This window comes from Streptomyces sp. NPDC001848, from assembly GCF_042891915.1.
Lineage (GTDB): Bacteria > Actinomycetota > Actinomycetes > Streptomycetales > Streptomycetaceae > Streptomyces.
Window position 1 is genome coordinate 149,181 of sequence record NZ_JBIATP010000007.1, and the last position, 23,676, is coordinate 172,856.

Annotated in this window: 15 protein-coding genes; 3 read left to right on the forward strand and 12 right to left on the reverse strand. The window is 72.5% G+C overall.

What is annotated here, in order from left to right:
- Positions 1–56 precede the first annotated feature (56 nt).
- The 7 genes from ACFYZJ_RS16160 to ACFYZJ_RS16190 form a co-directional block, all read right to left on the reverse strand.
- Positions 57–674, reverse strand: coding sequence for a class I SAM-dependent methyltransferase (locus ACFYZJ_RS16160; RefSeq protein ID WP_388567940.1), 618 nt, complete (start codon positions 672–674; stop codon positions 57–59).
- A 4-nt stretch (positions 675–678) separates the two neighbouring features.
- Complete coding sequence (gene nudC, locus ACFYZJ_RS16165; protein WP_388567943.1) at positions 679–1,620, reverse strand: NAD(+) diphosphatase; 942 nt, start codon at positions 1,618–1,620, stop codon at positions 679–681.
- Between the two features lie 164 nt (positions 1,621–1,784).
- Entirely contained in the window at positions 1,785–3,188 is a 1,404-nt protein-coding gene (locus ACFYZJ_RS16170; RefSeq protein WP_388567945.1) for a dipeptidase, read from the reverse strand.
- 10 nt (positions 3,189–3,198) lie between these two features.
- Entirely contained in the window at positions 3,199–6,741 is a 3,543-nt protein-coding gene (locus ACFYZJ_RS16175; RefSeq protein ID WP_388567948.1) for a UvrD-helicase domain-containing protein, read from the reverse strand.
- Between the two features lie 119 nt (positions 6,742–6,860).
- Complete coding sequence (locus tag ACFYZJ_RS16180) at positions 6,861–10,184, reverse strand: ATP-dependent helicase (protein WP_388567951.1); 3,324 nt, start codon at positions 10,182–10,184, stop codon at positions 6,861–6,863.
- Positions 10,181–10,306, reverse strand: a complete 126-nt coding sequence (locus ACFYZJ_RS16185) for a hypothetical protein (protein ID WP_388567953.1) — start codon at positions 10,304–10,306, stop codon at positions 10,181–10,183. The genes ACFYZJ_RS16180 and ACFYZJ_RS16185 overlap by 4 nt, the downstream gene beginning before the upstream one ends.
- Positions 10,307–10,507: 201 nt before the next feature.
- On the reverse strand, positions 10,508–10,873 hold the full coding sequence (locus ACFYZJ_RS16190; protein ID WP_388567956.1) for an MGMT family protein: 366 nt from the start codon (positions 10,871–10,873) through the stop codon (positions 10,508–10,510).
- A 186-nt stretch (positions 10,874–11,059) separates the two neighbouring features.
- On the opposite strand from ACFYZJ_RS16190, the gene ACFYZJ_RS16195 reads away from it, so the two are divergent.
- The 3 genes from ACFYZJ_RS16195 (at position 11,060) to ACFYZJ_RS16205 (ending at position 17,302) form a co-directional block, all read left to right on the forward strand.
- Complete coding sequence (locus ACFYZJ_RS16195; RefSeq protein ID WP_388567958.1) at positions 11,060–13,960, forward strand: lysylphosphatidylglycerol synthase domain-containing protein; 2,901 nt, start codon at positions 11,060–11,062, stop codon at positions 13,958–13,960.
- Positions 13,961–14,120: 160 nt separating this feature from the next.
- A complete protein-coding gene (locus ACFYZJ_RS16200) occupies positions 14,121–15,665 on the forward strand; it encodes an alpha/beta hydrolase (RefSeq protein WP_388567961.1) in 1,545 nt (514 codons plus the stop codon).
- A 158-nt stretch (positions 15,666–15,823) separates the two neighbouring features.
- Positions 15,824–17,302 (forward strand): alpha/beta hydrolase, encoded by a 1,479-nt coding sequence (locus ACFYZJ_RS16205; RefSeq protein ID WP_388567963.1) that lies wholly within the window; start codon positions 15,824–15,826, stop codon positions 17,300–17,302.
- Between the two features lie 71 nt (positions 17,303–17,373).
- On the opposite strand, the gene moeZ is transcribed toward ACFYZJ_RS16205, so the two are convergent.
- The 5 genes from moeZ to ACFYZJ_RS16230 form a co-directional block, all read right to left on the reverse strand.
- Positions 17,374–18,552, reverse strand: a complete 1,179-nt coding sequence (gene moeZ / locus ACFYZJ_RS16210; RefSeq protein ID WP_388567966.1) for an adenylyltransferase/sulfurtransferase MoeZ — start codon at positions 18,550–18,552, stop codon at positions 17,374–17,376.
- A 63-nt stretch (positions 18,553–18,615) separates the two neighbouring features.
- Positions 18,616–19,365, reverse strand: coding sequence for a spherulation-specific family 4 protein (locus ACFYZJ_RS16215; protein WP_388567969.1), 750 nt, complete (start codon positions 19,363–19,365; stop codon positions 18,616–18,618).
- Entirely contained in the window at positions 19,353–20,312 is a 960-nt protein-coding gene (locus ACFYZJ_RS16220; RefSeq protein ID WP_388567972.1) for an NAD-dependent epimerase/dehydratase family protein, read from the reverse strand. The genes ACFYZJ_RS16215 and ACFYZJ_RS16220 overlap by 13 nt, the downstream gene beginning before the upstream one ends.
- Positions 20,313–20,494: 182 nt before the next feature.
- Positions 20,495–21,805 carry a hypothetical protein gene (locus ACFYZJ_RS16225; RefSeq protein ID WP_388567975.1) on the reverse strand — a complete coding sequence of 437 codons (1,311 nt, stop codon included), beginning with the start codon at positions 21,803–21,805 and terminating at the stop codon, positions 20,495–20,497.
- A complete protein-coding gene (locus ACFYZJ_RS16230; RefSeq protein ID WP_388567978.1) occupies positions 21,802–23,532 on the reverse strand; it encodes a DUF3492 domain-containing protein in 1,731 nt (576 codons plus the stop codon). Before ACFYZJ_RS16230 ends, ACFYZJ_RS16225 begins: the two co-directional genes overlap by 4 nt.
- Positions 23,533–23,676 lie beyond the last annotated feature (144 nt).

Below are 23,676 nucleotides of genomic sequence, written 5' to 3' on the forward strand. Positions count from 1 at the left end.
CGTAGGGCAAGCCCTGCACGGAAGGCGGTTCCTGGCATACCTGAGGGACCGCCTTCTTATGATTTGTCCGGCTTGTCCCAAATCAGCGTGTACCGCCACAGGAGCCGGCGGCGGAACCGGCAACCGGGCAGCAGCTGCCGGGCAGCCTTCCGGACCTCGCCCCAGTGCATGGTCGAGTCCTCGATCGGCATGCCGGCCGGGCCCCGCTTGCCTCCGCGCAGCAGCGCATGCAGCCGGCTCGCCGGCACGCCGCAGCCGCTGATCACCCAGTCCAGGGACGTCCGGTTGTACGCCAGTCCGACGATCATGAGTCGCCCGCCGGGCGCCGTGAGCCGCACCAGACGCCCCACCGCCTCCTCGAAGGTCGTGTGGTGGACGACGGCGACCGCACTGACGAAGTCGTACCCGCCTTCCGGCAAGGAGGCGTCATCGAGGTAGTCCACTCGGAGGAAAGTGACGTTCGGGGGCGTGTCTCGGCGCGCCAGCCGGATCATCTCCGGCGAGCGGTCCACCCCGGTGACGGATCCGGCCCTGGTCGAAAGCTTCCGGGCGAGCAGACCGTCGCCGCAGCCGACGTCCAGAGCCGTGCCACAGCCGGCCGGTACGGCGGCGAGGACCGCGGGGTGGTAGTGGACATTGTGGTTCCAGTACGGGTCGTTCGTGCGCGCCCGCACCGGGTCAGACGCTCCGGGTCGGCAAGGGCTTGCCGTACCACAGCTCGATCAGACGGGCCGCGATGGAGATGCCGTACGGCGGCAGGACCTCTCCGGTCTCGAACGCGGTGCGCAGTTCCTCACGGGAGAACCAGCGCGCCTCGTGGATCTCGTCCCCGTCGACGTCGATGTCGGTGGTGGTGGCGTGGGCGAGGAAGCCGAGCATCAGGCTGGACGGGAAGGGCCAGGGCTGACTGGCGATGTACTGGACCTCGCCGATCGTGATGCCGACCTCTTCGAAGACCTCGCGGCGCACCGACTGCTCGATGGACTCCCCCGGCTCGACGAAGCCGGCGAGGGTCGAGAAGCGGCCCTCGGGCCAGTGCACCTGGCGGCCGAGCAGGATGCGGTCGTCGTCGTCCGTGACGGCCATGATCACAGCCGGGTCGGTGCGCGGGTAGTGCTCGGCGCCGCAGGCGGGGCAGCGGCGAATGTGACCGGCGGCCGCGATGACCGTGCGCTCGCCGCAGCGTGAGCAGAAGCGGTGCAGACGCTGCCAGTTCTCCAGGGCGACCGCGTGGACCATCAGCCCCGCGTCGCGTGGCGACAGCAGCAGTCCTGCCTCGCGCAGACCGGCCGGGCGCGCCGACTGGTCCATGCGGCCGGGAAGCGCGTCCTTCTGGAGGGCGAAGTAGCTGACGCCGTCCTCGTCGGTGCCCAGGAAGTAGCGGTGGGCCTCCGTGAGGGGGGCTTCGAAGGAGGGGGTCATGACCAGTTCGGTCCGGCCGTCGGGCGTCTCGTCGATGAGGACCTGGCCGCCGGAGACCACGAAGCAACGCGTCGAGGGGTGGCTCCAGGCCGCGGCGAGCCATGCCTCGTCGAGCCGGTGGTGGGCGGCCCGGTCGATGCCGCTCGGCGCGGTGAGCGAGATGGGCCGGTCGGCGGTGTGGTCGGTCCAGGTGGTCACGGGTGCTTCCAACTCCCCCGGTGCAACGGTGGTTTCGGCGGGCGGTTCAGCAAGGCGTAGGTCGGGCAGGGACCGGGCCGGGCGGGCGTGAGGCGGGCAGGGCGGCTCCTCCAGTGTGCCGTGCCGGGCGGTGCGCCCGGGCGACCCTGCGCGCCGCGCCTTCGTCAGTCTGCATCGCGCCGGCGCTCCCCCAGGTCGTCCCACAGGTATGCGGCGGTTTCGACGCCTTTGAGGAGCAGGTCGAGTTCGACCTTCTCGTTCGGGGCGTGCCAGCCGTCGGAGGGGATGGAGACGCCGAGGAACAGAACCGGTGCGCCGAGGACCTCCTGGAGGTCGGCAGCGGGTCCGGATCCGCCCTCGCGGGTAAAGCGGACGGGCTGCTGGAAGGCGCGGCCCATGGCGCGTACGACGGACTGCAGGGCTGGGTGGTCGAGGGGTGTCAGGCAGGGGCGGGTGGCCGCGCCGAACGTCACCTCGTGCCGGATCCCGGTGGGCAGCGCATCCGCCGCCCAGGCGCGCACCACCTTCTCGATGTGGTCGGGGTCCTGGCCCGCGACCAACCGGAAGGAGAGCTTGACCATGGCGGAGGACGGGATGATCGTCTTGCTGCCGGGGCCCTGGTAGCCGCCGCCGATGCCGTTGACCTCGGCGGTGGGGCGGGCCCAGATGCGCTCCAGGGTGGTGTGTCCCGCCTCCCCGTACGTGGCGGTCGACCGGGCGGTCCGCAGCCACTGCTCCTCGTCGAAGGGCAGTTCGGCGAAGAGTTCGCGCTCGCGATCGGTGAGGTCGATGACGCCGTCGTAGAAGCCCGGTATCGCCACGCGCGCGTGCTCGTCGTGCAGGGCGGCGACCAGGCGGGCGGCCGCGGTGGCCGGGTTGGGCACGGCGCCGCCGAAGGACCCGGAGTGGATGTCCTGCTCGGGCCCGTACAGGGTGATCTCGCATTCGGCGAGGCCGCGCATACCGGTGCAGACGGTCGGAATGTCCGCCGACCACATGCCGGTGTCCGAGACGATCACCGTGTCGGCGGCGAGCCGGTCGGCGTGCTGTTCGACGAGGGTGCGGAAGTTCGGGGAGCCGGATTCCTCCTCGCCCTCGATCAGCAGCTTCAGGTGGACGGCCGGAGTGGTGCGCCCGGTGGCGGCGAGGTGGGCGCGGACACCGAGGGTGTGGAAGAACACCTGGCCCTTGTCGTCGGCAGCCCCGCGCGCGTACAGGCGGCCGTCACGGATCACCGGTTCGAAGGGGTCGCTGTCCCAGCCGTCCTCGCGGGCGGCGGGCTGGACATCGTGGTGGCCGTAGACGAGGACGGTGGGTGCCTGCGGGTCGTCGGAGGGCCACTCGGCGAAGACCGCGGGAGCTCCGGCCGTCTGCCACACCTCGGCGGTGGGGAAGCCGGTCTCCTTGAGCTTGGCGGCGAGCCAGTCGGCACTGCGCCGTACGTCCGCCGCGCGCTCGGGCTGGGCGGACACCGACGGGATGCGCAGCCACTCCGCGAGGTCGTCGAGGAAGGCGGCACAGTGGCTGTCGATGTACGTACGGACGGCACTGTCCGGGGTCTCGCTCATGGCCACGAGCCTATCGGCCCGCGCCGACATCCTGGTCCGCCGGTTCCCCAGCGGAGGAGTCGGCCAGGAACAGCCGCTCGAGGGCGGCTCGGTCCGGGAGTCCTTCGGGGCGAACGACCTCGCCGCTGCGGACGTACAGGAACGCGGCGCTGACGGCGTCCAGCGGCACACCCTGCTGCTCGGCCCAGGCGAGGCGGTACAGGGCGAGCTGGAGCGGGTCGGCGGTGCGGGCGCGGCTGGTCTTCCAGTCGACGATCTCGTACCGCGTGCCGTCGTCGCCGTCCACACGGTAGACGGCGTCTATGCGGCCGCGCACCACGCGGCCGGCGATGCTGAGCTGGAAGGGCGCCTCGACGCGGTAGGGGGTGCGGTGGGCGTAGGGGGTGCGTTCGAAGGCGTCCTTGAGGGTCTCCAGGTCGCGCTCGTCGGCGATCTCGGCGTCGCTGCCGGGCAGTTCCTCCGGCTCCAGCATGGGCAGCCGCAGCTCCTCGAAGCGTGCCTCCACCCAGGCGTGGAATCGGGTGCCCCGGCGCGCCGCCGGCTGCGGAGGGCGGGGCATGGGGCGCGCGAGTTCCTGGGCGAGCCCGTCCGGGTCGGCGGCCAGGCGCAGCACCTGGGACGCGGTCAGGGACGGCGGCAGCGGCACGTCGGTGACGGCTGCGCGGGCGCGCAGCAGCTCTCCGGTGAGGGCGTCCAGATCGCGGTCCCAGGACGCGACGGTACGGGCCTCCTCCGGAGTGAGCGCCGGGGAGTCCTCGGGCGGGTGACGCCTGGCGTGCGGGACGGTGGGGGTGGCGTCGCCCGCGGGTACGCGCACGTGGGGGGCCGCGGAGGAGGGCGCGGGACGGTGGATCGGCCAGGAGTCCCAGTCGGAGGCGTCCTCTTCGGGGTGGTCGTACCCGACGGCTTCCTCCTCGGCGGGCGCGGGCGTGCCGTGGGCGGCTTCCTCCACCCCCAGGTCGTCGTAGAGGTCTTCGTCGTCCGGCGGTGGCGGCCATTCCGGGTCGTCGTACGCGTCCTGGCCGACGGCCGGATGAGCGCCGTCCTGGGAGGCAAGTTGCTGCAGGTGGGCGAGTACGGTCGCGGCGGCGGCGCGGCGGCGGGCCAGGGCGGCCTCGTCCAGCGGGAGCGGCCAGGCGTGGTCGGCGGCGGCCTCGTGGAGTGCCGGGTTCTCCTCGTCGTCGGCGGGCGGGTCGGCCCACACCTCGATCTCGCCGTGGCCGGCCTCGCAGTGCTCGTAGAGGGCCTGGAGAAAGTCCGAGGGGCCTCGGGGGCGCTTCTGGGCAGGGCCCCACCAGTGGCCGGAACCGAGCAGCAGGGAGCGGGGACGGGTGAAGGTGACGTAGCCGAGGCGCAGCTCCTCGGTGTGCTGGTGCTCCTTCATGGCCTCGTGGAAGGCCTTCAGGCCGCGGGAGTCCCAGGTCTCGACGTCGGGCAGGGTGTCGGCGTCGCCGCGCAGCGCGTGCGGCAGCACCTTGCCCTGGGCGGTCCACTTCTCGCGGCCCTGGGCGCTCGGGAAGGTGCCTTTGACCAGCCCGGGTACGGCGACGACGTCCCACTCCAGACCCTTGGACTTGTGCGCGGTGAGCACCTTGACGGTGTTCTCGCCACCAGGGAGGGCGTTGTCCAGGCCCTTCTCGTACTGGGCGGCGGTGCGCAGGAAACCGAGGAAGGCGAGAAGACTGGCGTCCGGTTCGTTGCCGGCGAACGACGCGGCGATGTCGAGGAAGTTCGAGAGGGTTTCGCGGCGGCGGGCGGCCAGCGCGTGCGGGGACGCGGACAGCTCCACTTCCAGGCCGGTGACGGCGAGCACGCGGTGCAGGACGTCCATCAGCGGGTCGGCGAGGGAGCGGCGCAGGTCACGCAGTTCGGCGGCCAGCCGTGCGAACCGTACGCGCGCGTCGGGTGAGAACGGCAGCCCGTCGTCCTCCCGCTCGGCCTCCATGGGCATCTCGAGGAAGGTGTCGAGGGCGTCCGCGAGCGAGATCACCTCGGACGGGTCGACGCCCTCGACGGCGGCGGCGAGCCGGCGGTCCGGGTCCTCGTCGTCGTCCACGCGCGCGTGCGACACGAGGAACCGGGCGCGCCGGCCCAGGAGCGCGAGGTCGCGGGGCCCGATGCGCCAACGCGGCCCGGTGAGGAGGCGCACCAGGGCGGCGTTGGCGCCGGGGTCCTGGAGGACCTCGCAGACGGCGACGAGGTCGGCGACCTCGGGCAGGTGCAGCAGCCCGGACAGACCCACGACCTCGACCGGGATGTCGCGCGCGACGAGGGCTCCCTGGATCTGGGCGAAGTCGGTCGCGGTGCGGCACAGGACGGCGATCTCGCCGGGAGCGGTGCCGGTGCGCACCAGGTGGGCGATGGAGTCGGCGATCCAGTCGATCTCCTCGGCGTGGGTGCGCAGCAGGGCGCAGCGCACCAGGCCGTCGCGCTCGGCGCCGGGGGCGGGGCGCAGGGCCTCCACACCCGCGTGCATCGCGCGCAGGGGCGCCGCGAGGCCGTTGGCCAGGTCGAGGAGGCGGCCGCCGCTTCGGCGGTTCTCGCTGAGGGCCTGGCGGGTGGCGGGGCGGCCTTCGGCGTGCGGGAAGTGCTCGGGGAAGTCGTCGAGGTTGGCGACGGAGGCTCCGCGCCAGCCGTAGATCGCCTGGCAGGGGTCGCCGACGGCGGTCACGGGGTGGCCGGTGCCGCCGCCGAAGAGTCCGGCGAGCAGGACGCGCTGGGCCACTGAGGTGTCCTGGTACTCGTCGAGCAGGACCACGCGGAACTCGTCCCGCAGGATGCGGCCCACCTCGGGGAGGCCGGCCAGCTGCGCGGAGAGGGCGATCTGGTCGCCGAAGTCGAGCAGGTCCCGCTCACGCTTGGCCGCTCGGTAGCGGATCACCAGCTCGGCGAGCTCGCGGCGGGCGGCGGCTGTCTCGGGGACCTTGCGCAGGTCGGCGTTGGTGAGCCTGACGCCCTGCAGGGTGCGCAGCAGCTCGGCGTCGTGGGCGCGCAGGTCCTCCGGTGCCACGAGGTGCTCGGCCAGTTCGGCGTCGAGGGTGAGCAGGTCGCCGACGAGGTCCGGGAAGGACCGGGTCAGCGCCGGATAGGGGCCGGGTGCCTCGCGCAGCACGCGTGCGGCGAGCTGGTAGCGGGTGGCGTCGGCGAGCAGGCGTGAGGTGGGCTCGAGCCCGATGCGCAGACCGTGGTCGGTGAGGAGCCGGCCCGCGAAGGCGTGGTACGTCGAGATCACCGGCTCGCCCGGCGGGTTGTCCGGGTCGATCACGTCCGGGTCGGTGACGCCCGCCTTGATCAGCGCCTTGCGGACCCGCTCGGCGAGTTCACCGGCCGCCTTGTTGGTGAAGGTCAGGCCGAGGACCTGCTCCGGGGCGACTTGTCCGGTGCCGACGAGCCACACCACGCGGGCCGCCATCACCGTGGTCTTGCCCGACCCGGCTCCGGCCACGATCACCTGCGGGGCGGGCGGCGCGGTGATGCAGGCCGTCTGCTCCGAAGTGAACGGGATGCCGAGGAGCTCCTTGAGCTGGTCGGGGTCGGTGATACGAGCGGGCACGACGGAGAGGCTATCGGTGGGCACTGACAGTGGTGCCCAGCTGCCTGCCGCGCTCGATGGTGTGCTGGTCGGAACGGGTGGTGCGACCGGTCACACACCGGGCTGTCACCCCTGTGCCGTCACTCCACGACCTGTCGGCCCTCCGGCCGCGCGCTGCACGACGCCCGGAACGCGCAGTGCGTGCAGTGCTGCCCGGTGGTCGGCGAGAAACGCTCGTCGAGGACCTTGCCGGCGGCGGTGGCCAGCAGCTCCCCGGCCCAATCACCTTCCAGGGGCTGTTGCGCCTGTACCTTGGGCAGCGTTTCACCACCGTCCTTCCTCGCCGCGCCCTGCCGCAGGTGCACCAGTTCCGCGCCGCCCGGCTCGGGGCGCCGACCGCCGAACGCCTCGTCGACGGCGCCCTCGCGCACGGCGAGCTGGTAGACCGCGAGCTGTGGATGACGGTCCACCTCCGCGGCACTGGGCGCCTGCTTGCCGGTCTTGAAGTCGACCACATAGGCGCGGCCCTCGCCGTCGGATTCCACGCGGTCCATGGAGCCGCGGATGCGCACCTGGTAGTCGCCTGCTTCGAGGGTGACGTCGAAGTCGTGCTCGCTGGCCACGGGCGTTCGCCCGGCGCGGACCCCGTTGGAGTGGACGTGCCAGTTCAGGAAGCGTTCGAGCGCCGCGCGCGCGTTGTCCTTCTCCTGAGCGGACTTCCACGGCGCGTCGAAGGCGAGGGCGTTCCACACCGAGTCCAGGCGTTCCATGAGGACGTCCAGGTCGGCGGGGGTGCGCCCGGAGGCGACCTCGTCGGCGAGGACGTGCACCACGTTCCCGAACCCCTGGGCGGCGGTCGCGGGCGTGTCGGCCTTCACCTCGCGGCCCAGGAACCACTGCAGCGCACATGTGTTCGCGAGCTGGTCGAGGGCGCTTCCGGAGAGCACGACGGGCTGGTCGCGGTCGCGCAGCGGCACCTTGCTCTCGGTCGGGTCCCACAGGCCCCACCAGCGGTACGGGTGAGCGGAGGGCACCAGGGGCCGTCCGTCCTCGTCGGCGAGGGCGGCGAGCCGGGCCAGCCGGTGGGCGGCGGCCGCACGAAGGGCGTCGGAGGCGCGCGGGTCGACGGTCGTGGCGCGCAGTTCGGCGACCAGGGCGGCGACGGACAGGGGGCGACGTGGGCGGCCGGTGACGTCCCTGGGTTCGACGCCGAGCTCGGCGAGGAAGCGGGAGGGCTGGTCGCCGTCGTCGGCGGGGGCCTTCACGGCGGTGACGACCAGCCGTTCACGCGCGCGCGTGCAGGCCACGTAGAACAGGCGGCGCTCCTCGGCGAGCAGCGCGCCCGGGGTGAGGGGTTCGGCAAGTCCGTCGCGGCCGATGCGGTCGGCCTCCAGGAGCGAGCCGCGGCGGCGCAGGTCGGGCCACAGGCCCTCCTGGACACCGGCGACGACGACCAGTCGCCACTGCAGCCCCTTGGAGCGGTGCGCGGTCATCAGGCGGACGGCGTCGGGGCGCACAGCGCGGCGGGTGAGCGTGTCGGCGGCGATGTCCTGGGCGTCGATCTCCTCCAGGAAGTTCAGGGCGCCCCGGCCGCCGATACGCTCCTCCGCGCGCGCGGAGGTCGCGAACAGGGCGCACACGGCATCCAGGTCACGGTCGGCGTTGCGCCCTGCCGCGCCGCCGCGCCGGGAGGCGTTCTCCAGCCGCCTGGGCCACGGCGTGCCGTCCCACAGCACCCACAGGGCCTCCTCCGCCGTGCCGCCGTTCGCGAGCCGCTCGCGGGCCTTCCGGAGCAGCGCGCCGAGGCGCTGGGCCCCGCGCGCGTACGCCGGGTCGTGCGTGACCAGGCGCTCGGGTTCGGCCAGCGCCCGCGCGAGCAGGTCGTCCGAGGGCGGGGGCACCGGGTTGCCGGCCGCCCGCTCCTCCTCGCGCAGGGCACGACCGAGGCGTCGCAGATCCGCGGTGTCCATGCCGGCGAGCGGGGAGGCGAGGAGGGTGAGCGCGGTCTCGGTGTCCAGCCAGGATTCCGACTCGGTCTCTTGTTCGACTTCCGCGGATCCGGACGTCGACACCTCCGCCTGCGCCACCGCCCGCAGCGCCGTCAGCAGCGGGGTCACCGCCGGCTCATGGCGCAGCGGCAGGTCGTCGCCGTCGATGTCCAGGGGGACACCGGCGGCCGTCAGGGCGCGGCGGACCGTGGGGATGGTGCGGGCTCCGGCGCGCACCAGGATGGCCATCTCACCCCACGGAACGCCGTCCTCGAGGTGCGCGCGGCGCAGGATGTCGGCGATGTTGTCCAGTTCCGTGCCCGGAGTGGGATACGTGTAGACCTCGACACGGCCCCCGTCCCGTACGGCGGCGAGCTCGCGGTGGGCGCGCACCTTCTCCGCCGGAAGCCGGGTCAGGGGCATGCGCTGGGTCAGCAGCCGGGTCGCGGCGAGGAGGGCGGCTCCGGAACGGCGGGACGTCCTGAGGACCTCCACCGGCGCCGGTGCGCCGCCGGTGCGGGGGAAAGCGTGGGGGAAGTCCAGGATGCCGTTCACGTCGGCGCCCCGGAACGCGTAGATCGACTGGTCGGGGTCGCCGAAGGCCACCAGGGTCCGGCCGCCGCCGGCGAGGGCCTGAAGGAGCCGTACCTGAGCGGGATCGGTGTCCTGGTACTCGTCGACGTAGACCGCGTCGTACTGGCCGGCCAGGCGCTCGGCGACGCCCGGGCGGCGGGCCAGCAGGACCGCGCGGTGGACCAGCTCCGCGTAGTCGATCACTCCCTGGAGGTCAAGGACGTCCAGGTACTCGGCGAGGAAAGCGGACGCGGCCTGCCAGTCGGGGCGGCCCGTGCGCTCGGCGAAGCGGCGCAGGGCGTCCGGGCCGAGGCCCAGTTCCCGGCTGCGGGCCAGCACGGCGCGGACCTCGTCGGCGAAGCCGCGCGTGGTCAGGCAGGCGCGCAGCTCGTCGGGCCAGCGCACGTGCGCGAGGCCGAGGCGCTCCAGATCCGGCTGGCCGGCGAGCAGCTCGCGCACGGTCACGTCCTGCTCGGGGCCGGACAGCAGGCGCAGAGGGTCCACGAACAGGCCGCTGTCCTGGTGGGCGCGGACAAGGGCGTAGCAGAACGAGTGGAACGTGGTGGCCTGCGGGGCGTGCGCGGCGCCGGTGCGCAGCGCCATGCGGTCGCGCAGGTCGACGGCTGCCTTGCGGCTGAACGTGAGCACCAGGATGCGTTCCGGGTCGCCGCCGCGGGCGATCCGGGCGGCGACGGACTCGACGAGCGTGGTCGTCTTCCCGGTACCCGGACCTGCGAGAACGAGCAGTGGGCCGGACTCGTGGTCAACCACCGCGCGCTGGCTCGCGTCCAGTCGAGGGGGATCCACCCGGACGGGCGGGGTACGCACCAGTCGGTAAGCGCCACGGCTCCCCTCCCGCACCCGGGGGTGCGGCAGGCGTCTGGTGGAGGAAGAGGAGCTCACGTGGTTCGCCGGTCCTGGTGGTCGTACTCGTGCTGGTCACTGCCGGCGCGGAACGCCGTCGTCGAGGGGCGGTGGTCGGGCGGCGGCCCACAGGGCTGCCGCGCGGGACGGACGGTGGTCACGGGATGAGGGGGACGCGCGCCCTCGACGCTACGCCCGCCCGGTCCGCGGAAGCAGGGCTTTCCCCATCTGCCGCCGCCCCCTCAGGTCGCTTCCGTCACTGCGGTCGCACTGTTCATGAACGTACGGCATGCCACGGCTGTGCCCTGCTTCACCCTTACGGGCGACGCGTGGCCGTTCGGCCCGTCCGATGCCGGAAGCTGTCAGACGTGACCCTCCGCGCGTTCGACGCCGTCCCAGCGGGCCCGCCGCATGTCGACCCGCGGCAGATGCCTCTCCGAGGCGCGGCCGGCCTCCCGCAGCGGGGTGCCCTCCGCCCGGTAGTGGCCGAGCGCGTCCAGCTCGTGGCCCGGGAGCAGTACGCCGTCCGCGCGGATGACGCGCCACCAGGGGACCGCTCCGCCGTAGAGCGCCATCACACGACCCACCTGGCGCGGACCTCCCTCCTCCAGCCACTCGGCGACGTCCCCGTACGTCATCACGCGCCCCGGCGGAATGCGTTCCGCCACGTCAAGGACTCGTTCCGCGTACTCCGGCAGGTCGTCCGCCGCAAGGTTCTCCTCGCTCATCCGCCCCATCCTGCCGCACCCCACCGACAATGTGATGAGAGAGCGGCCGACCGTGACCCTCGCCCCGGCGCAGTGCTTCGGGCAGACTGTGCGCCCCCGCATTTGCACCCTGATGCCCCCGTGTGTCGGGTGAGCATGCCACCATCGTGCGGGCGGTGACTGGTGATACGAGATCAAGAAGAGACGATGAAGCAACAGGGCGTGCACCCCGACGGCGCGGAGGGCACCCCTGGGGGTTCGTCGCGCCCTGACACCGCCGCAGCGGGCCATCACGCCGGCGAAGAGGCGAACGAAGAAGCGAACAAGGACAGGCGCACCGACGGCCTGCGCGAGACGGCGCACGACAGCGTCGGCAAGAAGGCGCACGACAGTGTCGGCGAGACGGCCCCCGACAGCGAGAACCAAGCCGCCGAGGCGCCCGACGTCGACACACCGCAGACAGCGGCTGCCCACCGGCGGCCGGAGCCGGACGAGGAGCGCACCGACGCCCACAACGACGAGGTGGAGGGCGACGAACCGCTGCTCCCCGCGCGCGTGCACCGTCCCTCGGACCTGATGCGTCTTCTGGTGGGCGTGCTCGGGATCGTGGTGCTGCTCGCGGTCGCCGCGTTCGCGCACGGCACCACATCGGGGCTCGAACAGGACATCAACAGGGGCACGGGGCAGGCACCCGATCTGCTGATCAAGATCGCGGGTCTGGCGTCGAGCATCGCGATCCTGCTGGTACCGGTCGCCTTCGCGATCGAACGGCTGATCAAGCGGGACGGGCTGCGCATCGCCGACGGCGTCCTCGCGGCGGTCCTGGCGCACGGAGTGACACTGGCCACGGACCTGTGGGTCGCCCGGGCCGCCCCGCCCTCCATCCAGGAGGCCCTCACCCAGCCCTCCCCCGGCGACATCCATGCCCTGACCGACCCGGTGCACGGCTATCTCGCGCCCGTCATCGCCTATATGACCGCCGTGGGCATGTCACGCAGGCCGCGTTGGCGTGCCGTGCTGTGGGTGGTGCTGCTGCTCGACGCCTTCTCGATGCTCGTCACCGGCTACACCACACCGTTCTCGATCATCCTGACGGTGCTGATCGGCTGGAGCGTCGCGGCCGGAACGCTGTACGCCGTCGGCTCGCCGAACGTACGGCCCACCGGGCGGACCCTGATGGCGGGGCTGCGCACCGTCGGCTTCCGCCCGGTGAGCGCGGCGCGCGAGGAGACGCCCGACACGGCGGACAACGGCGACCGCGGCCGGCGCTACTTCGTCACGCTGGAGGACGGCCCGCCCCTCGACGTCACCGTCGTCGACCGCGAGCAGCAGGCGCAGGGCTTCTTCTACCGTGTGTGGCGGCGGCTGACGCTGCGCGGGATCACCACGCGGCGCAGCCTGCAGTCGTTGCGGCAGGCCCTGGAGCAGGAGGCGCTCCTGGCGTACGCGGCCATCGCGGCCGGCGCCAACGCGCCCAAGCTGATCGCGACCTCCGAGCTGGGCCCCGACGCCGTGATGCTCGTCTACGAGCACACCGGCGGCCGCACCCTCGACCAGCTGGACGATGACGAGATCACCGACGATCTGCTGCACGACACCTGGCAGCAGGTGCGGGCGCTGCAGTCCCGGCGCATCGCGCACCGTCGGCTCGCCGGCGACGCTCTCGTGGTGGATCGTTCCGGCACCGTCATCCTGACGGACCTGCGCGGCGGCGAGATCGCGGCCGGTGACCTGGTGCTGCGCATGGACATCGCGCAGCTGCTGACCACGCTCGGGCTCCGGGTCGGCGCGGAACGGGCGGTGGCGTCCGCGGTCGACGTGCTCGGCCCGGACGCGGTCGCCGACTGTCTGCCCATGCTGCAACCCATCGCGCTGACCCGCTCCACGCGCGCGACGCTCAGGAAACTGGCGCGGGAGCGGGCGCAGCGGGAGCGGGAGGCCGTCCTGGAGGCTTCCCGGCAGGCCAAAGTGGCTCGCGGGGAGGAGGCCCACGACGGCTCCACGATCACCCTCGACAAGCCGGACAAGAAGGCGGTCCGCGCCGAGCAGCGGGCCGAGAAGCGAGCGATCGACGAGGCGCTGGAGGAGGCCCGCGAGGAGGACCTGCTCACGCAGATCCGCCACCAGGTGCTGCGCATCCGGCCGCAGGCGCCGGTGGAGCCGGCCCGCCTGGAGCGGGTCCGGCCGCGCACACTGATCAGCTTCATGGCGGGCGCCATCGGCGCGTACTTCCTGCTGACGCAGCTCACCCACATCCAGTTCGGCACACTCTTCGCCAACGCCGAGTGGGGCTGGGTGGCGGCGGCCGTGTTCTTCTCCGCACTGAGCTACGTCGCGGCGGCGATGGCGCTGCTGGGCTTCGTGCCCGAGCGCGTGCCGTTCCTGCGGGCCGTGGCCGCGCAGGTCGCCGGGTCGTTCGTGAAGATCGTGGCGCCCGCCGCGGTCGGGGGCGTGGCGCTCAACACCCGCTTCCTCCAGCGCGCGGGGGTGCGGCCGGGACTCGCGGTGGCGAGCGTCGGCGCCTCGCAGCTGTTCGGGCTGGGCTGCCACATCCTGATGCTGCTGTCCTTCGGCTACCTCACGGGCACCGAGAAGACGCCGTCCCTGTCCCCGTCCCGCACGGTCATCGCGGGGCTGCTGACGGTCGCGGTGCTCGTCCTGGTGGTCACGTCCGTGCCGTTCCTGCGGAAGTTCGTCGTCACGCGCGTGCGCTCGCTGTTCGCGGGTGTCGTCCCGCGCATGCTCGACGTACTGCAGCGGCCGCAGAAGCTGATCACCGGCATCGGCGGCATGCTGCTGCTGACCGCGTCCTTCGTGATGTGCCTGGACGCCTCGATCCGGGCGTTCGGGCACGAGGAGAGGACCACTCTGAGCCTGGCCAGCGTCGCGGTCGTCTTCCTCGCCGGCAACGCCCTCGGCTCGGCCGCCCCGACCCCGGGCGGAGTGGGCGCGGTCGAGGCGACGCTGACGGTCGGTCTGATCGCCGTCGGCCTCCCCAAGGAGGTCGCGGCACCCGCGGTGCTGCTGTACCGGCTGCTGACGCTGTGGCTGCCCGTGCTGCCCGGGTGGCTGTTCTTCAACCATCTGACGCGCAAGGACGCGCTCTAGGACGGTCGCGCACAGCACGCGCGCGTGGGAGCTCGCAAGGCCCACCCGTGCTGCCCGGCACCACTCCTCCGCCACCGGCGACCCGCGGTGACGGCAGCCGGACTCACCCGCACGGACCGCGTCCCGAGCGCCCCGGGCCGTGCGGTCGCACGATGGGAACATGCCGAACCGTCTCCCGAAGCGCGCCGCTACCGTGAGCGCCTCCGCAGTGCTTGTGTCCTCCCTACTGACGGGCTGCGCCGGCGGCTTCGTGGACGGGGAACTGTCGAGTCAGAAGCTGATCTGGACGAACTGTCCGGCGCCGTCCACGTCGGAGGGCGGCGGTACCGCCCCCTCGCCGCTGCCGAACGGTGGACGGTGGCAGTGCGCGACCCTGAAGGCGCCACTGAACTGGGACGACCCCACGAGCGGCACCATCGACATCGCGCTGATCCGGGTCAAGGCAAGCGGCCCCCCGAGCCGGCGGATCGGTTCCCTCATCTTCAACTTCGGCGGCCCGGGCGGCTCCGGTGTCAGCGCGCTGCCCGCCTTCGCACAGGACTACGAGACCCTGCGCACCCGCTATGACCTCGTGAGCTTCGACCCACGCGGAGTCGGCCGCAGCGCCGGTGTGAAGTGCGAGGACGACCAGCAGCTCGACGCCTTCTTCCAGCAGGACGAGACGCCCGACAACGCGGCCGAGCTGACCGCCTTCCTGAACAGCACCAAGCAGTTCAACAACGCCTGCGAGAAGCGCTCCGGCAAGGTGCTGCCCCATGTGCGCACCACCGACGCGGCACGCGACATGGACCTGCTGCGCCAGGTGCTCGGCGACAAGAAGCTGCACTACTTCGGCATCTCGTACGGAACCGAACTCGGCGGTGTCTACGCGCACTTGTTCCCGAAGAACGTCGGGCGAGCTGTGCTGGACGGGGTCGTCGACCCCACGCAGAACCCGGAGCAGAGCGCGCTCGGACAGGCCAAGGGCTTCCAGCTCGCGCTCGACAACTACGCCCGGGACTGCACCTCCAGGAGCACCGGTTGCCCCGTCGGCCGCACCCCGCAGGACGTCGAGAACCGGATCACCGCCCTGCTGAAAAGACTGGACGCCAAGCCGATCCCCGGCGTCTTCCCCCGCCGGCTGACCCAGACCGCCGCGACCAACGGCATCGCGCAGGCGTTGTACTCCAAGGACTTCTGGGGCTACCTGACCGAAGGACTGCAGCAGGCGTACGCCGGTGACGGGGAGTTGCTGATGCTGCTGTCCGACGCGATGAACGGGCGCAACGAGAACGGCCAGTACAGCAACCTCATCCCCGCGAACGTGGCCATCAACTGCGCTGACGAGAAGCCGCGGTACACACCGGCCGACGTGAAGGCCAAGCTGCCGCGGTTCCGGGCCGCCTCCCCGGTGTTCGGTGACTTCCTGGCCTGGGGCATGCTCAGCTGCACGGGCTGGCCCGTGGCAGGAGCCGCCAACCATCCGAACGTGAGCGCGCCCGGCGCCCCGCCGATCCTCGTGATCGGCAACACCGGCGACCCGGCCACCCCGTACGAGGGCGCCAGGAGGATGGCGGACGCACTGGGCAAGGGCGTCGGCGTGGAGCTGACGTACAAGGGCCAAGGGCACGGCGCCTACGACAGCAAGAACAAGTGCGTGCAGAGCGTCGTGAACAGCTACCTGCTGAACGGAAAGGTCCCCGCGGCCGGCACCGTCTGCACCTGACCGGCCCACCTGCACCCGGCCCATCCACGCCCGACCCGCGTTACGAATCAGCAGGTCAGAGGGTTATCCACAGGTCGACATGGGGTCCGGTCGACCCGCCTACCATGGCCTCATTGCTTTCCGCGGAACCGAGCGGGGAGCGGACGAGGGGGGTACACATGTCACGTTTCGCACGGTGGACGGCCGCGATCGCCGCCGCGCTGCTGGTGGCCGGCTGCGGTGGCGGTTCTTCCGTCGGGGCCTCGGGGCTGCCCTCCTCCCTCGCCTCGCAGAAGCTCGACTGGGGTCGTTGCAAGGGCCCTTCGGCGCCGGACGGCGACTGGCAGTGCGCCACGCTGAAGGCACCGCTGGACTGGGCGAAGCCGGACGGTGAGACGATCGGCCTGGCACTGATCCGGTCCCGGGCCGCCCGAGGCGACCGGATCGGCTCACTGCTCTTCAACTTCGGCGGTCCGGGCGGCTCGGGGGTCTCGATGATGCCGTCGTTCGCGAGCACGCTCTCCACTCTGCACGAGCGGTACGACCTGGTGAGCTGGGACCCCCGCGGCGTCGGGGCCAGCGAGGGGATCCGCTGTCGCAGCGACAAGGCGATCCAGGCCGCCGAGAGCATCGATGTGACACCGGACGACACTGCTGAGGAGAAGGCGTACCTCGATGACGCCGCCGACTTCGGCAAAGGCTGCGCGAAGGCCGCCGGAAAGCTGCTCGGGCACGTCTCGACGACCGACACCGCGCGGGACATGGACCTGATGCGCCAAGTCCTCGGCGACCGCACGACGCACTACTTCGGCATCTCGTACGGCACCGAACTGGGCGGTGTGTACGCCCACCTGTTCCCGAAGAACGTGGGACGCATGGTGCTGGACGCCGTCGTCGACCCCACGGCGGACAGCGTCGGCCACGCCAAGAACCAGGCCCTCGGGTTCCAGCGCGCCCTGGACGACTATCTGAGGTCGACGGGGCAGGACCCGAGGCAGGGCTCGAAAAAGATCACCGCGTTGCTGCGACGGATCGACGCGGAACCGCTGCCTACCTCGTCGGGCCGGAAGCTCACCCAGACACTGGCCCTCACCGGCATCGTGCTGCCGCTCTACAGCAAGCAGAGCTGGCCCGTGCTCACCAGCGCCCTGCAGGCGGCCGAGGCGGGCGACGGTTCTCAGCTGCTGAGGCTGGCCGACGACTACAACGAGCGCGACGCGTCGGGCCACTACGGCACGACGACACACGCGCAACGGGTCATATCGTGCCTCGACGACAGGCAGCGGCCGACGCCCCAGTCGGTGCGGAAACTGCTGCCGGAGTTCGAGAAGATCTCACCCGTCTTCGGCGACTTCCTGGGGTGGGACGCGGCCGGCTGGTGCCACGACTGGCCGGTGGCCGGGCAGTACGACCACCCGGTGGTCAGCGCTCCGGGAGCCGCGCCGGTGCTGCTGGTGGGCAACACCGGGGATCCGGCGACGCCCTACGAGGGCGCCCGGAAGATGGCCGACGCGCTGGGCAAGGGTGTCGGTGTGGAGCTCACCTGGAAGGGCGAGGGCCACGGGGCGTACGGAAACGGAAGCACCTGCGTGGACTCCGCGGTCAACGCGTATCTGCTGCACGGGACCGTACCAAAGGACGGAACGGTCTGTTCATGACGGCGGTGGGGGCTTCGGGCGCCCGTGGCGCCCGAAGCCCCCACCTTCGCAGTCAGGAGGTGAGCCGAGGCTCAGTACACCGGCTTGTGCGGTTCGATCTGGTTGACCCAGCCGATCACGCCGCCACCCACGTGGACGGCGTCGGAGAAGCCCGCCGACTTCAGGACCGCGAGGACTTCCGCACTGCGGACACCCGTCTTGCAGTGCAGGACGATCTTCCTGTCCTGCGGGAGGGTCTCCAGGGCGGTGCCCATCAGGAACTCGTTCTTCGGGATCAGCTTGGCACCCGGGATGGAGACGATCTCGTATTCGTTCGGCTCGCGGACGTCGATGATCTCGATGTTCTCGCCGTCGTCGATCCACTCCTTGAGCTGCTTGGGAGTGATCGTCGAGTCGGCGGCCGCCGCCTGGGCCTCCTCGGAGACGACGCCGCAGAAGGCCTCGTAGTCGATGAGCTCGGTGACGGTCGGGTTCTCACCGCAGACCGCGCAGTTCGGGTCCTTGCGGACCTTGACCTGGCGGTACTGCATCTCCAGGGCGTCGTAGATCATCAGTCGGCCGACCAGCGGCTCGCCGATGCCCGTGAGGAGCTTGATGGCCTCGTTGACCTGGATGGAGCCGATGGACGCGCACAGCACGCCCAGGACGCCGCCCTCGGCGCAGGACGGGACCATGCCCGGCGGCGGGGGCTCCGGGTACAGGCAGCGGTAGCAGGGGCCGTGCTCGGACCAGAAGACGGAGGCCTGGCCGTCGAAGCGGTAGATCGAACCCCACACGTACGGCTTGTTCAGCAGCACGCAGGCGTCATTGACCAGGTAGCGGGTCGCGAAGTTGTCGGTGCCGTCGATGATCAGGTCGTACTGGCTGAACAGGTCCATCACGTTGTCGGCTTCGAGCCGCTCTTCGTGCAGGACCACGTTGACGTACGGGTTGATGCCCTTGACGGTGTCTCGCGCGGACTCGGCCTTGGAGCGGCCGATGTCGGACTGACTGTGGATGATCTGCCGCTGCAGGTTCGACTCGTCGACCTCGTCGAACTCCACGATGCCGAGCGTTCCCACGCCCGCCGCGGCCAGGTACATCAGCGCCGGCGAGCCCAGGCCGCCGGCGCCCACACAGAGCACCTTGGCGTTCTTCAGCCGCTTCTGCCCGTCCATCCCGACATCGGGGATGATCAGGTGGCGGGAGTACCTGCGGACCTCGTCTACGGTGAGCTCGGAAGCCGGCTCGACCAGGGGTGGCAGCGACACGGGGACTCCGTTGGTCGGTCAATCACTACGGTTGTTCTCCTCGTAACACTGCCACGCCCTTCTTCATTCCGAGACACCCGTTCCGAGGCGCGAGACGATGTCGTCCCAGTAGCCGGGCATGGGCTCCCAGGGGTCGGTGCGGCCGCCACGATCCGTGCGGTCGGTGAACCACACCGTGGCGGCGCCCTGCCAGCGGGCGATGCGCAGCGCCTCCTCGAGGTGGCCGCGGGGCACGCCGTGCACGAAGTGGCAGAAGCGTTCGGGCGGGTGCTCGGCGGTCCATTCGGCGACCTGCGACCAGCGGTAGTCGCTCCAGGAGCCGGAGAAGGTGACCAGTTGGTCGGCGTGTTCGGCATATCCGGGATGGGGGTGAGTGCCGTGCCCGAGCACGATGTGGCCCGGGGCGAGCAGGGCACGCAGGCTGGTGACCGTGCGGCGGACCTCGGGGAGCATCGCGCGCTCGGTCGGGCAGCGGTGCAGGAGGAAGCCGTCGACTCGATACCAGTCGAGATACCGGCGTGCCTCCGAGATCAGTTCGCCGAAGGGGCGTGCGCCATGGGTGAGGTCGAGGTGACCGAGAACACGGACGCCCGCGTTGTTCAGCTGTCCCGCCGCCTCCAGGCAGTGCGGGTCGGGCCGGCTGCCGGGGCCTCCGCTGACGTTCAGGACGGCCCAGTGCACCGGGGTGCCCGGGCGCGTGATCTGTCTCCACTCCAGCGGGGCGACGAGGGGGTGGGCGTAGCCGGGGATGCCGAGGCCCACGCTCAGGCCGGTGCTCGCGGTGCCCGCTGTGGTGCTGGTCAGATGCGGCATGCCGCCTCCATCCAGATGTCCGCGAGGGACTCCTCGAGGTTGATCCGGGGCCGCCAGCCGAGCCGGTCGCGGGCGGTGCGGACGTCGGCCTGCTGCCAGCTGCCGCAGCCGTCCGGGTAGGGGTAGGCGACCGGGACGGCGTGTTCGGGGTCGCCCCGGTGGTGGGCGAGTGCCGGCCGCACCGGGCCGGGAGGGCCGTCCAGTTCGTGCAGGGCGCCCCCGTAGCCGGCCACGCGGGCGAGGACGGCGGCGGCGTCACGCAGGCGCACGGCGCGGCCCGAGCCGATGTTGATCACGCCCTGGGCGGCGGAGAGGGAGGCGGCGTGGACGGCGCGGGCGACGTCGCGGACGTCGACGAAGTCGCGCTGGACGCCGAGGCCGCCGAGCTTGAGTTCGCCGTCGCCGGACTGCATGGCGCGGCGCAGGGCTTCGGCGAGGCGGCCGAGCGGGGACCCGGCGGGGGTGCCGGGCCCGGCGGGCGAGAACACGCGGAGCACGACGGCGTCGAGCCCGGAGCCGAGGACGAGTTCGGTGGCGGCGAGTTTGCTGACGCCGTACGGGCCGCCGGGGCGCGGGACCGCGTCTTCGGCCGTGGAGGAGCCTGGCTGGCTGGGTCCGTACTCCGCGCTGCAGCCGATCTGCACCAGGCGGGCCCCGCAGCCGCTGCGGCGCAGGGCCTCGCAGACGGTGGCGACGGCGACGGTGTTGTGCCGGGTGAGTTCGCGGGCGCCGCCGCGGATGGCACCGGCGCAGTTGATGACGACTCCGGGGTGCACGGCGTCCAGGAAGCGGGTGAGCGCGCCGGGGCTGCCGGAGGCGAGGTCGAACCGTACGTCGGCGTCGTCGCCGCGTCCCAGCGCGGTGAGCTGTACGGCCGGGTCGGCGAGCAGGCGGTCGGCGACGAAGCGGCCGATGTATCCGTTGGCTCCGATCAGCAGGACCCTCATCGGGCGGCTCCCGGGGCGGACTCTCCGGTTCGGGAGGTGATCATCTGGCGTTTCTCCTTACGAGGGTGGTGCCGTGGGATGAGAGGGGCCCCGCGGTGTCGGGCCCGCGGGAGGGGTGCCGGGGACCGGGTCCCGGGCGGCGGTCGCGGTCCATGACGTCCCAGTGGTCATGGGCCAACGGCTCAGGGGGATCCGGGCGGCCGGGCGTGGGCCGAGGCGCGGGTCAGCGTGCGGATCGCGTGGATCAGCAGGGTCAGGGCCGCGAGGGTGCAGACGAGGGCCGGTAAGGCGTCCGCGCCCCAGGCGTCGGTCAGCGTCTCGACCGGCGTGGCGAGAGCGGAGCAGCCGGGGAGCCGGGCGGCGAACACCGTGGCCAGGGCGGTCGCCTCGATGGCGGCCGCGGTACCGAGGACGACGGTCGGGGCCCGCCCGGCGCCGTGGACGGCGAGCAGCCGGGCGAGCAGCAGGAGTGCTCCCAGGGCGCCGGCTCCTGGCGGAAGGGCGGGTTCGTCGAGGAGGGCTCCGGTGAACGCGAGCAGTGCGGCGAGGGCGCCGAGGAAGAGGGCGAACACACCGAGGAACAGCGGGGTGACCGAGGCCGCGAACTCCTCGAGGCCGCGGCTCGCGGCGAGTCGGCGGCGGGCGCGGACGGCGAAGAGGCGGGCGCACCAGGCGGCCGGGCCGCAGGCCAGAGCGAGGGCCAGGACGGACGCGGTGGCCGGGGGCCAGCGGCCGTCGGGGCCGCCGTCCAGGGCAGCGCGCAGCAGGCCGTCGCCGAGGAGGGCGTAGGCGAGCAGCCAGCACGTCCACACGCGTGTGGCGGCGGAGGTGGCGGGGGCGCGCAGCGGGCCACGGGCGAGTGCCACGCGCAGGCCCAGCGTGACGGCGAGGGCACCGAGTGCGGCGACGGCGAGGTGGGCGCGGTCCTCGGTGGTGGCCCGCAGGCCGACGACGACGGCGGTGCACAGGGCGCCCGGGAGCAGGGCGAGGACGGCCCACGCCCGGTGTTCGCGGGTGGTGCCCGTGGGGGCGCGGTGGGGTGCAGGCCGGTCGTCGTCGCGGGGTACGCGCGCGTACATCTCCTCGGCGAGCGAGAAGACGTCGCGGTGCCGGTAGCGGGCGGCGGCCCGGTCGGTCAGTCCGTGGGCCTCCAGACCGGCCGCGATCTCCAGCGGGTCGACGGCCTGTTGGCACAGCTCGCGGTGCCGGTGCATGAGGGCCTTGACGGGGTCGGCGGCACCTCGGCGGGCGGGGGGCCTGTGTGCGGGATCCGCGCTCCCGGCGTCCGCGGCGCGCGCGGCACCGGCGGCGTGGGGTGCTCGCCGCGTCGCGCCCTCATGGGGCGCTCGCTCCCGCGCGACAACCCTTGCACGTGCCTCCGTTGTCCCGTCCGCGCTCATGTGCGCGTCCTCCACCCCGAAGTCCCATCCCTCCGGTCTCGTGTCCCAGGCGTCGGAGCCATGCGGTGCGCCCGCGCCGCTCACGTCTCTCATCGCGCGCCCTCCGCTGTCGGTACGGGCGCGTGGGGCGGGACGTCGGCGCGTACGGGGGTCGGCGCGGCGTCCTGCACGCACGCCCAGCGGGGTCGGGCGCCGGGGAGCCGGGGCTCGGTCCAGCGGCCGGGCAGATGGGCCTCCGCGGGCGCTCCGAAGGGCAGCGGGTCGCCCGCATCGTCCAGCACGACCCGCCGTACCGGCGCGTGGGAGACGATCTCCAGGTAAATGCCGTGAAATGCCGCCACGTTCTGCTCGACGGTGAACAGTTCGAGGGCTCGCGCGCGGGCGGCCGCGCCGAGGCGCTCACGGCGCGCGGGGTCGCGCAGCAGTGCCAGGCACGCCTCTGCGAGCGCGCGCGGGTTGCGCGGCGGAACCACGAGGCCCGTGCCGCCGATGACCTCCACCACCGCGCCCACATCCGTGGACACCGTCGCGCGACCGCAGAACATGGCCTCCACCAGGCTGATCGGAAATCCCTCCACGACGCTCGACAGGACCACGACCGCCCCGGCCGCGTAGGCCTCCGCCAGGTCGGGCACTTCCGGACCGCCGATCTCCTCGAAGGACACCGGGTTGTCGCCGACGACGTGCACGCCCTCCGCCTCGTCCGGGAACAGTTGCGCGGCCAGAGCCCTGCACTGTCCGAGGTACTCCGCGCCTTCGGCGCCCGCCGGGGTCCCGACCACGCGCAGCCTGGCCTTCGGCTCCGCCTTGCGGATCTCCGCGAAGGCGTGCAGCAGGCAGACCAGGTCCTTGGCGGGTTCCACGCGGCCGACCCAGACCAGGGTGTAGGGGTCCGCGCGGTCGGCGGCCTCGCCCACGTCCGTGAAGCGGGACGCCTCCATGCCGGGGTAGACCGTGCGGACCTTGGCGCGGTCTGCGCCGCACCGCTCCTGCCAGCGCCGGGCGTGGGCGTTGCCGGGTGTCACGCAGGCGGCCCGCCGGTACACCTCTGCGGCCAGCCGGCGTTGGAAGGAGGCGAGCAGCGCACGCACCGGGCGCGTCTCGTCCGTCGCTCCCAGGTAGTGCGCCCGCAGCCGTACGCCGTACTCGGTGACCAGCAGGGGAATGCCGGAGAAGTGCCCGGCGAGCAGTCCGGGCAGGGCCGCGGCGGCGCCCGACGTGGCGTGGCAGAGGTCGACGGAGCCGAGTCCGTCGTCCTCGTACCAGTCGAGCGAGAGGGGGCGCAGGGCGCGTTCGACATGTGCGGCCACCTCAAGCAGATCGGGGACCTCCGCCGAGCGCGCCGAGCGGAGGGCGCCCGGTGCGCGGCAGGCGCCCTCCAGCGCGCGTACGGCGGTTTCGGAGCGCAGGGCGCGGGCCAGTCCGCCCTCGTCACGGGCGAGTTCGGCCAGCGCGTACAGGGCACTGGCGAAACGGTCCGCCTCGGGGCCGACCGGTTCGGACGCCCCCTGCGGTGCCCCCGGCTCCGGTGCCGCGCACAGGGCGGCGGCCAACTCCCCGTACACCTCGGCGAACCGCCGCCGCGCCCGGCGCCCGTATGCGACCCCCTCGTCCTGCGCGGTCCACAGGGGCGCCGTGCGTACCCGGCCGACGTGCGGCGGCAGCGGGATCCAGCCCTCGGCCTCCTGCCGCTCGGTGCGGCAGAGCGCGTAGACGTCGAACTCGTGCTGCCGAAGTCCGCGCACGAGCCGGTCGCACCAGAGCCTGGCGTCACCGCTCACATACGGATAGCCACCCTCCGTAAGCAGTCCGATGCGCACGTGTGCACCCCCGATCTCCCGTAGGGAGCCGCCGTCGACCGGCGGCCCGCAGCGGGACGAACGTACGCGGACGGGGCGGTGGCGCGACGGACGGTTGTCCGTCGCGCCACCAAAAGGGGTGAACGGGCGTGACTTTCCTGCACA